Below are 10,249 nucleotides of genomic sequence, written 5' to 3'. Positions count from 1 at the left end.
CCGCGGCACCGCGCCGGACGTCCACGCGGTGGCGCGCACCCTCGCCGAGCGGCGCGTCCACCGGCACAGGCAGGCGTTCGCGGTGTCCGACCCGACGCACGCGGCGCACCTGCTGGCCGCGGCCGGCGACCCGGCGGCACCACGTCCGCTGGGCAAGGTCGCGTTCCTGTTCCCCGGGCACGGCACCCTGCGGTACAACGCGGGCGCGCCGGCCTACCGGCTGCTGCCCGGCTTCCGCCGTTCGTTCGACGAGATCCGGGACGCGGTGCTGGACCGGTGCGGCGTCGACCTGACGCCCGTGGTGGCGGAGGTGGACGGCGGTCCGGAGTGGTTCGACGAGGGCGCGAACCAGCAGCTCGGCCTGTTCGCGCTCGGCTACGCGCTCGGCCGGCAGCTGATCGAGTGGGGCATCACCCCGGTCGCCATGCTGGGCAACAGCATCGGCGAGTACGCGCCCGCCGCGCTGGCCGGGGTGTGGTCGCCCGCCGACGCCGCCGCCCTGGTCCACGAGCGGGCCAGGGTCGCGTGGGCGGAGGCGCCGCCCGGGCGCATGGTCGCGGTGAACGGCGACTCCGAGGAGGTGCTGCGCCGCCTCGGCCCCGACAGCCCGGTCGAGGTGTCGGTGATCAGCCGCGGCGGCGTGGTCCTCTCCGGCCGCGAGTCCGATGTGGACGAGCTGCTGGCCGGGGACGCGTTGGCGGGGCTCGACATCCGGGTGCTGGCCGTGGACCGGCCGGGTCACAGCTCGGCCATGGAACCGGCCGCGCGGACGCTCCACGGGGTCGTCGCCGGCACCCCGGCGACACCGGCCACGCTGCGGCTGGTGTCCAACACCAGCGGCACGTGGGCCGCCCCGGAGGCGGTCGCCGGACCGGACTACTGGGCCGCGCAGCTCGCCCGGCCGGTGCTGCTGGACGCCGGGGTGGAGACGCTGCTCGACGCCGGTGTGGACACGTTCCTGGAGCTGGGCCCGGGCGCCTCCATGCTCGGGACGGTCCGCTGGAACGACCGCTGGGACGGCTCCCGCACCGGGCTCCCGCTGCTGGGCCGCGCCGAGGACGGCGACCTGGGCGTGCTGCGGGCGCTCGGCGAGCTGTGGGAGCGCGGCGTGGACGTGCTGGCCGCGACCGCGCTCGGCGGGGCCGAGCCGCCACCGCGCTGCTCGTTGCCGCCGCACCCGTTCCTCGGCGAGGACCCGGAGGGCGACCAGGTCGTGCGGGCCGAGTCGAGGTCGCGTGGACGGCGGCCGGCGCAGGTCGTGGACGGCTCGGTGCGGCCGGTGCTGGAAGAGCTGTGGACCACGGCGCTGGGCCAACCGCCCTCGTCGGACGCGGACCACTTCTACGCGCTGGGCGGCGAGTCGCTGATCGCGTTGAACCTGATGACCCGGCTGCGGGAACGGGCGGGGATCGGGGTCTCGCTGGCCGAGTTCTCCCGCGAGCCCACGTTCGGCCGCCTGGTCGCGCTGGCCGAGCGCGACCGGCCGGCGACACCGGCGGCACGCCCGCCCGTCAACGCGGTGCGGCTGCGGGAGGGGACGGGCCGCCCGCTGTTCCTGGCCGCCGACGCCGTCGGCACCGCGCTCAGCTACCAGGCGCTCGCCGACCGGCTCGACGGCGACCGCCCGGTCTACGGCTTGGAGCCCGACCCGGCGGACACCGCTCACCGGTCCGTGGCGCGGGTGGCCGCGCAGCACGTGGACGCGGTGCTCGCGCTCCAGCCCGAAGGTCCGTACACGCTGGGCGGCTGGTCGTTCGGCGCGGTCGTCGCGCACGAGATGGCCCGCCTGCTCATCGCGCGCGGCGCGGTCGTGGACGTGCTGCTGTGCATCGACGCGTTCATGCCCGGACGGCTCGGCGTGCCCCTCGGGCTCGACCCCGAGTTCCTGTACAGCCACGTCGGCTTCCAGCTGGCCGGCGTCCTGAACATCGGCGAGGTCGGTCGGCGGATGCGCCGCAACCCCGCGCTGCGCAAGCTGTTCCGGGACAAGGCGCGGGTGCTGGCGCCGTACCGGCCGCGCGCCGTGGACTGCCCGGCCGTGGTGTTCAAGGTGGGCGTCGACCCGCGCGGCGCCGACCGGCTGACCGCCCGGCTGGCCCCGCTGTACCGCGGCGGCGTCCGCGTCCGGCCGGTGCCGGGGAACCACTGGTCGGTGTTGACCGAGCCGCACGTGCGGCGGCTCGCCGAGGACCTGCTCACCACGTTGGCCGGCGTCGCGCCGGTGCGGAATGAGGCCGTGGATGTCCGCTGAACCACTCGACCGCAGCACCACCGGCACGTCGGACCGGGTACTCGACGCGGAGCCACCGCCCGCGCCGCCCGAGCAGGACCCGGCGACGAAGCCCGACGCCCCGGCCACGTCGGGCGCGCCGTCCGCCGACGAACCGAAGGCCCCCGAGTCGCCGCTGATCAAGAACCGGGACTTCCAGGCGCTCTGGACCAGCGAGGCGTTCGCCGCGGTGGCGAAGGAGACCGCCGAGATCGCCTACCCGCTGCTGATCCTGGCCACCACGGGGTCGCCGCTGTACGCGGGCATCGTCGGCTCCGCCCAGCTGATCACGGCGAGCGTGATGTCCCTCCCGGGCGGCGTCCTCGCCGACCGGCTGGACCGCCGGCTGCTGCTGATCGGCTGCAACGTGATCCGGGTCGTGCTGCTGGCCGTGTTCAGCGTGCTGATCTTCACCGACAGCACCAGCATGCCCGTGATCTTCGCGATCGCGGTGAGCTCGGCGATCTGCTTCGGGCTGTCGCAGCCCGCGGGGATGGCCGCGATCAAGGCGCTGGTGCCACCGTCCCAGCTGACGCAGGCCACCGCGCAGAACCAGATCCGGTACTTCGGCGCGACGGTGGCCGGCCCGCCGATCGGCGGCGCGCTGTTCGGCGTGGCGCGGGCGTTCCCGTATCTCGCGGCGGCGGTGTCGTTCCTGATCTCCACGGTGTTGCTGCTGCTCGTGCGCAAGCCGATGCAGAGCGAGCCCGCCAAGGGGCCCAAGGAGAAGCGCGGCACGGCCGAGGGCTTCCGGTTCCTGTTCAAGCAGCCGATCCTGCGCCCGCTGATCATCTGGATCATGGGGTCGAACATGGCGTTCACCCACTCCGGCGTGTTCCTGGCGCTGATCGCCACCGCGCAGGGCCGGGGCGCGTCGGAGTCGTTCATCGGCGTCACGCTCGCCGTGGCGGGCCTCGGCGGGCTGTTCGGGTCGTTCATCGCGGGCTGGGTCTTCAAGAAGGTGAAGCCGTCGGTGATCGTGCTGTGCGGCGCGTGGATCGGACCCGTCGTGGCGATCCTGCTCGCCGTCACGCCCGGCGTGATCCCGCTCGGCATCATCGTGACGCTGGTGTTCATCCGCGGCCCGATCATCAGCACGCTGTTCCTGTCCTACCTCGCCGCCGTCGCGCCCGACAAGGTGCAGGGGCGCGTGCTCGGCGCGGTGTTCTTCATGTCCATGAGCGCGGCCCCGCTCGGCGTCTTCATCGTCGGCGCCGTGTTCGAGCTGGCCGGCTCGACCTGGGTGTTCATCACCATGTGCGTCATCTCGGGTGTCGCCGCGCTGCCCACGCTCACCAAGCGCATCCGCAACCTGCCCGCCCCGGAAGCAGTCGCCGTATGACCGTCAACGGAGGAGAAGCCATGAGCACCGAAGCGCAGCCGGGCGTCGACCACGAGAAGCTCCCTCCCGAGTTCTTCACCGACCCGGCCTACCCCAACGGCCACGCGGACAACGCCCGGCTGCGGTCGAAGTGCCCGGTGCACCAGGTCAACCACCCGATCGGCGCCGAGGCGTACGTGGTCATGGACTACGAGACGGTGGCCGCCATGTTCACCGACCCGCGCCTGTCCAAGAACGTGGACAACGCGCCCGCGTGGTGGCAGGACCTCCTCAAGGACTCCAGCCCGACCCTGATCCGCAACATGCTCACCGCGGACCCGCCGAAGCACACCCGGCTGCGCAAGCTCGTGGCGCAGGCGTTCACGCCGCGCAAGATGGCGGCGCTGCGGCCGAGGATCCAGGAGACCACCGACGACCTGATCGACGCGTTCAGCGACGGCAGGGCCGACCTGTTCGAGGAGTTCGCGCTCACGCTGCCGCTGAAGGTGATCTGCGAGTTCCTCGGCGTGCCGTTCGAGGACCGCGACAAGCTCCACGAGTGGGGGCTGCTGCTCAGCGGCGCGCCGTACGCGACCGAGGAGGAGAACGCCCGGCTGAAGTGGGCCAGCGACAGCATCGAGCAGTACCTGAAGGACCTGCTGGCCGCGCGCCGCGCCGGCGAGCTGGGCGACGACCTCGTCAGCACGCTCATCCGCGCCGCCGACGAGGACGGCCGGTTCACCAACGACGAGCTCGTGTCCACGCTCATCCTGCTGATCAACGCCGGGCACAAGACGACCGCGTACACGATCAGCAACGGCATGGAGGCGTTGTTCGCCAACCCGGACCAGCTGGAGCTGCTGCGCGCCGACCCGGGCCTCGCGCCGAGCGCGATCGAGGAGTTCCTGCGCTACCAGCCGCCCGTCTACCGCGGCACGCTGCGCGTGGCGGCCGAGGACATGGAGCTGGCCGGCGTGCGCATCGGCAAGGAGTCGTTCGTGCACCTGATGATCAGCTCCGCGAACCGCGACCCGAAGGTGTTCGAGGACCCGGACCGGCTGGACATCACCCGCACCGCGAACCGGCACTTCGCCTTCGGCCACGGCGCGCACTTCTGCCCCGGTTCCCCGCTGTCCCGCCTGGAGGGCGAGATCGCCTTCACCACCCTGCTGCGCCGGCTGCCGGACATCGCGCTCGCCGTGCCGCGCGACGAACTCCCCTGGCTCTACGACAACTCCGTCGGCCGCGGCGTCAACAGCCTGCCGATCACCTACACCACCAAGCTGCCCCGCTAGTTCTCGACCGCACAACCCTTGGGAGCACCACATGACCGACATCCCCGTCACGCTGATCACCGGCGGCGGCAGCGGCATCGGCGCCGCCACCGCGCGGCAGCTGCTCGCCAAGGGACAGCGGGTGGCCGTCGTCGGACGCGGTCAGGAGCGGCTGGACCGGTTCGCGAAGGAGGTCGGCGAGCCCGCCGACCTGCTGACGATCCAGGGCGACGCCGGGGACTGGGACGTCGTCCAGGCCGCGGTGGCCGCCGCGGTCGAGCGGTTCGGCCGGCTGGACGCCGTGGTCGCCAACGCGGGCTGGGCGACGCACGACGACATCGCGGAGGGCGACCCGGCCGGCTGGCGGGAGATGGTCCTGACCAACGTCCTGGGCCCGGCGCTGCTGATCCGGGCGGCGCTGGCGGAGCTGAAGCGGACCAAGGGGCGGATCGTGCTGCTGGGCAGCGTCGCCGGGCACGCGTACTCGGCGGGCAACATCTACGGCATCACCAAGTGGGCGGTGACCGGGCTGGCGGAGAACACCCGCCGGCAGGTCACCGGCGACGGCGTCGGCGTGACGCTGGTGTCGCCGGGCCGCACCGAGACGCCGTTCTGGGACGCCTACGGCGCGCTGCCCGACGGCGTCCTCCTGACCGCGGACCAGGTCGCGGACTCGATCGTGTTCGCGCTGGCGCAACCCGCCACCGTGGACGTCAACACCATCATCATCCGGCCCATCGGCCAGCCTGTCTGAGGGGACGACCGTGAAGATCGCACTGGTGTGCCTGCCGTTCGCCGGGGCGGGAGCCTCGTTCTTCCACCCGTGGTCGGCGCACGCGGGCGACCGGCTGGTCGTCGTGCCGCTGCAGCTGCCCGGCCGCGAGCGGCGGATCGACGACGAGCCGTACCGGGACGCCCACGTCGCCGCGGACGGGCTGCTGCCCGACCTGGTGCGGCAGCTCGACGGCCTGACCGACGTGGTGCTGTTCGGGCACAGCCTGGGCGCGGTGCTCGCCTACGAGCTGGCGCACCGGGTCGTCGCCCACCCGGACCTCGTGCTGCGCCGGCTGGTCGTCAGCGGGTCGCCGGAGCCGCACACCCAGCGGCCCCACCGCGCCACCGGCCTGCCCGACGACGAGTTCCTGGCGCGGGTGTCCGAGTTCGCCGGGTTCCGGCACGAGGCCCTGCAGGACCCGGAGATGCGCGAGCTGATCCTGCCGACGCTGCGCGCCGACGTGGAGATGCACGAGGACTACCGGCCGAGCACGGACGCCCGGCTGGCCGCGCCGATCACGTCGCTGCGCGGCTCGGACGACGCGCTGGTGACCGCGGCTGAAGCCGCCCGCTGGTCCGAGGTCGCGGGCGCCGGGTTCGAGTACGTGGAGCTGCCCGGCGGGCACATGTACCTGACGGAGTCCGCGCCGGACCTGCTCAAGCTCATCGACACCGCGGTCTAGGGAGCGCGCATGCGGTTGACCGGGAAGGTCGTCGTGATCACGGGGGCGGCGCGCGGGATCGGCCGCACCACCGCCGTGGCCTGCGCCGCCGAGGGCGCGGACCTCGTGCTGCTGGACGTGTGCGCGGACCTGCCGGGCGTGCCGTACCCGCTGGGCTCGACCGGCCAGCTGGAGCACACGGCGGCGCTGTGCCGCGACCGCGGCGCGTCCGTGCTCACGGCGAAGGCGGACGTGCGCGACACGGCGTCGGTGCGGGACGCGATCAGCCTGGCGGGCGACCGCTACGGACGGATCGACGTCGCCGTGAACAACGCGGGCATCGCCGCGCCGTCGGGCAAGCGGGTGCACGAGATCACCGAGGACGAGTGGTCGTTGATGCTGGACGTCGACCTGTCCGGGGCGTGGCGGGTGATCCGCGAGGTCGGCAAGACCATGAGCGACCAGCGGTCGGGCAGCATCGTGAACATCGCGTCCACCGCCGGTCTCGTCGGCTACCGGCACTTCGCCGGGTACGTGGCCGCGAAGCACGGGCTGATCGGGCTGACCAAGGCGGCCGCGCTGGACTACGCGCCGATGAGGGTGCGGGTGAACGCGGTGTGCCCGGGCAACGTGCGGGACACCCCCGAGGCCGAGGGCCGGATGCTGCGGGAGATCGCGCGGGCGCTGGACGTCCCGGCGGACGAGCACGTGGAGGCGTTCACCCAGTCGCAGCCGATGAACCGGCTGGTGGAGCCGGACGACGTGGCCGGTGCCGTCGTGTTCCTCGCGTCGGACGACTCGGCGCAGGTGACCGGCTCGGTGCTGACCGTCGACGGCGGCTTCACCGCGCACTGACCACCACCGACCAGGAGGACATGTGTTTGCAGCCCGATGCCACGCGCTGCGGGTCCGGCTCGCCGGCGCCGTCCGGCCCGAGGCGGCGACGGGGTCGACGCGGGTGTGGGTGGAGGACGTGCCCGCCGCGTCGGCCGAGCCGGTCGCGGAACGGCGGCGTGCGATCGAGATGAGCCGGGCGGTGACCGGTCTGCGGTGCACGCTGCTGCGGTACCGGGACGGGCTCGCAGACCTGGTGCTGGTGGCGGACCGGGGGTTCCTGGACGCGGCCGGGCTGCGGGCGGTGGCGGCGGCGCTGACCGGCGCGGACCACGCGGTGGAAGCGGCCGGGGGTGAGGGTGCGGCGGTCGCCGCCGCCAGGGCTGAGCACACGGTGGCCGGAGTCACAGCGGCCGGGGCCACGGCGTCCGGGGTCACGGCGTCCGGGGTGGCGGCGTCCGGGGTCACGGCGCCCGCGCTGGGCGCGTCCGAGGTCGCGGCGGCCGGTGTGCCGGACTGGGCGGCGGCGTCCGAACCGGTGGGCGCGGGAGCGGTCGAGGTGGAACTGACGCCTGCCCAGGCCGGTGACGCGGAGAGCTGGCGCACCGCGCTGGCGATCGCCCTGGTGCGCTACGACGCGGCCGACTCCCCCGGCTGGGCCGTCATCGGCACCGACCGGGGCGTGCTGCGGGTGACGCCGGGGACCGGGGCGGAGGCGACCGGTGAACCGGCCGCCGCCGGCCTGCTGGTGTCCGAGGTGGACTTCGGCGTCGACGAGTACCGACCCTGCCTGGCACCGCCGCTGCCCTTGACGTTCTCGGTGTGGCGCCAGGGCGGCGCGATTCGATTGCGGTGCGACCACCAGGCCGGGCGGATCTCCCCTGACCAGGTCGAACAGTTCACCCGGCACCTTGCGCACGTGCACCGCCAGGTGCGGCAGGACCCGGACGTGTCGCCCGACGACGTCGAGCTGCTGGACGCGGCGGAACGCGAGCGCGTCGTCGCGCTGGGCCGGCCGGACCGCGCGCTCACGACCACGCCCACCCGGATCGACACGGCGTTCCGCGCGGTCGCGGCGCGGAACCCGGACCTGGTGGCGCTCACCGACGGCGAAGTGCGGCTGACCTACCGCGAGCTGGACGAGCGCTCGGACGCCGTGGCGAGCGGGCTGCGCGCGCTGGGCGTGTCGGACGGCGACCGGGTCGGGGTGTGCCTCGACCGCACGGCCGAGCTGGTGGTCACCCTGCTGGGCGTGCTCAAGGCCGGAGCCGCCTACGTGCCCGCGGACCCGGCCTACCCCACCGAACGGCTGGCCTACACCGCGCGGGACGCCGACCTCCGGTTGGTCGTCACGCGCCTGCCCGAGTTCCCGGTCACGGCAGGCGCCGCGCCCGACGCCGCGTCCACCGTTCCCGTGACGCCGGACGACGTGATCGCGGCCGGCTCCGCGCCGTTCACCGGCGCCACGACACCCGACGACCCCGCGTACGTGATCTACACGTCCGGGTCGACCGGCCGCCCCAAGGGCGTGGTGGTGCCCCACCGCAACGTGATCGCGCTCCTCGACGCCACGCGGGAGGAGTACGGGCTCGGCCCCTCGGACGTGTGGACGCTGTTCCACTCCAGCGCGTTCGACTTCTCGGTGTGGGAGATCTGGGGCTGCCTGCTCAACGGCGGCCGGCTGGTGGTGGTGCCGTACTTCGTCTCCCGGGAACCGGAGCGGTTCCGCGACCTGCTCGTCGCCGAACGGGTCACCGTGCTCAGCCAGACGCCGTCGGCGTTCGCGCAGCTCGTGGACGTGCCGCACGACGACCTGGCGGTGCGGCTGGTCGTGCTGGGCGGCGAGCCGCTGGACGCGCGCGTGCTGCTGCCGTGGTTCGACGTGCGCCCCGAGTCGGTGTGCCGGGTGGTGAACATGTTCGGCATCACGGAGACCACCGTGCACGTCACGCACCAGACGGTCACCCGACGGCACGCGCTGGCCGGGTCGCGGTCGGTCGGGCCGGCGCTGCCGGGGTGGCACGTGTACGTGGTGGACGCCGCCGGGCGGCTGCTGCCGCCGGGCGTGCCCGGCGAGATCCGGGTGGGCGGGGCCGGGGTGGCGTCCGGGTACCTCGACCGGGACGACCTGACCGCCCGGCGGTTCACCGCCGACCCGTTCGCCCCGGGCACGGTCTACCACTCCGGCGACCTGGGCCGGCTGCGGCCCGACGGCGCGCTGGAACACCTGGGGCGCATCGACAGCCAGGTGAAGGTGCGCGGGTTCCGGATCGAGCTGGACGAGATCCGCGCCGTGCTCCTGGAGGACCCGGACGTGCGCGCGGCGGCCGTGGTGGTCCGCCGGGACGACCCGCGCGACGCGGCCACCGCCCGGATCGACGCGTACGTGGTGCTCGCGGACGGCACGGGCGGCGAGACGTCGGGGGTGCGCAAGCGGGCCGCCGACATCCTGCCCGACTACATGGTGCCGACCACGGTGACCGCGCTGGACGCGTTGCCCCTGACCACGAACGGCAAGCTGGACGCGGCACGGCTGCCGGCGCCGGTCGCCGCGGCGAAGCCGGCCACGCCCGACCCGGGCGACCCCACCGGGGACGACGACCTCGCCGCCAGGCTGCGCGAGGTGTGGGGCGCGGTGCTGGGCGTGCCGGTCGGGCTGGACGACGACTTCTTCGAGCTGGGCGGCAACTCGCTGTTCGCCGTCCGCATCGGTGCGCGGATGCGGGAGGGCGGGTTGCCGCCGCTGCACCTGCGTGAGCTGTACCGCCACCCGACGATCCGGTCGGTGGTCACCGCACTCGCCAACGGGGACCGCTGACCCACCCGCACCCCGAGACAGGTGCGGTCCCCGTCGGCGGGACCTTTGACGCCGACGGGGACCGCGGTCTGTGATCCGCACGGGGCTCCGGAGAGGCGGCCCGGTGCGGCTCGGTATCAGTACTTGCGGTTGGGGAGCTCGGTCTTGGCCTGCTCGGTGGTGAACGTGCCCTCCTCGGTCACGACCCGCGGCGGCACCTCCTCGCCCGCCACGACCTTCTTCGCCAGCTCCATCAGCTGCTTGCCCAGCAGCGGGTTGCACTCCACGATGAAGTTGATCTCACCGGCGGCCAGGGCG

At 73.8% G+C, this 10,249-nt stretch carries 7 protein-coding genes and 1 pseudogene; 7 read left to right on the top strand and 1 reads right to left on the bottom strand.

Going from position 1 to position 10,249, the window contains the following annotated elements:
* The 7 genes from ACFQ3T_RS30400 to ACFQ3T_RS30370 all read left to right on the top strand — a co-directional run.
* On the top strand, positions 1-2,251 hold a 2,251-nt coding region (locus ACFQ3T_RS30400; protein WP_380728491.1), incomplete at its 5' end, for an acyltransferase domain-containing protein.
* On the top strand, positions 2,241-3,611 hold the full coding sequence (locus ACFQ3T_RS30395) for an MFS transporter (protein WP_380728489.1): 1,371 nt from the start codon (positions 2,241-2,243) through the stop codon (positions 3,609-3,611). The genes ACFQ3T_RS30400 and ACFQ3T_RS30395, both read left to right, overlap by 11 nt.
* A 20-nt stretch (positions 3,612-3,631) precedes the next feature.
* Entirely contained in the window at positions 3,632-4,885 is a 1,254-nt protein-coding gene (locus ACFQ3T_RS30390) for a cytochrome P450 family protein (protein WP_380728487.1), read from the top strand.
* Positions 4,886-4,916: 31 nt separating this feature from the next.
* A complete protein-coding gene (locus ACFQ3T_RS30385) occupies positions 4,917-5,618 on the top strand; it encodes an SDR family oxidoreductase (RefSeq protein WP_380728485.1) in 702 nt (233 codons plus the stop codon).
* A 10-nt stretch (positions 5,619-5,628) separates the two neighbouring features.
* Positions 5,629-6,321, top strand: a complete 693-nt coding sequence (locus tag ACFQ3T_RS30380; protein WP_380728483.1) for a thioesterase II family protein — start codon at positions 5,629-5,631, stop codon at positions 6,319-6,321.
* Positions 6,322-6,330: 9 nt separating this feature from the next.
* The gene (locus ACFQ3T_RS30375; RefSeq protein ID WP_380728481.1) at positions 6,331-7,155 is read left to right on the top strand and encodes an SDR family oxidoreductase; all 825 of its coding nucleotides are present in this window, start codon (positions 6,331-6,333) and stop codon (positions 7,153-7,155) included.
* A 22-nt stretch (positions 7,156-7,177) separates the two neighbouring features.
* A complete protein-coding gene (locus ACFQ3T_RS30370; RefSeq protein WP_380728479.1) occupies positions 7,178-9,952 on the top strand; it encodes a non-ribosomal peptide synthetase in 2,775 nt (924 codons plus the stop codon).
* 116 nt (positions 9,953-10,068) lie between these two features.
* Here the strand turns inward: ACFQ3T_RS30370 and ACFQ3T_RS30365 are convergent.
* Positions 10,069-10,249: pseudogene (locus tag ACFQ3T_RS30365) on the bottom strand (LacI family transcriptional regulator); the annotation flags it as partial.

The organism is Saccharothrix hoggarensis, assembly GCF_042678885.1.
In the GTDB taxonomy this organism is placed as follows: domain Bacteria; phylum Actinomycetota; class Actinomycetes; order Mycobacteriales; family Pseudonocardiaceae; genus Actinosynnema; species Actinosynnema hoggarensis.
The sequence above is the reverse complement of the archived record's forward strand: the minus strand, read 5'-3'. Positions and strand labels throughout refer to the sequence as shown.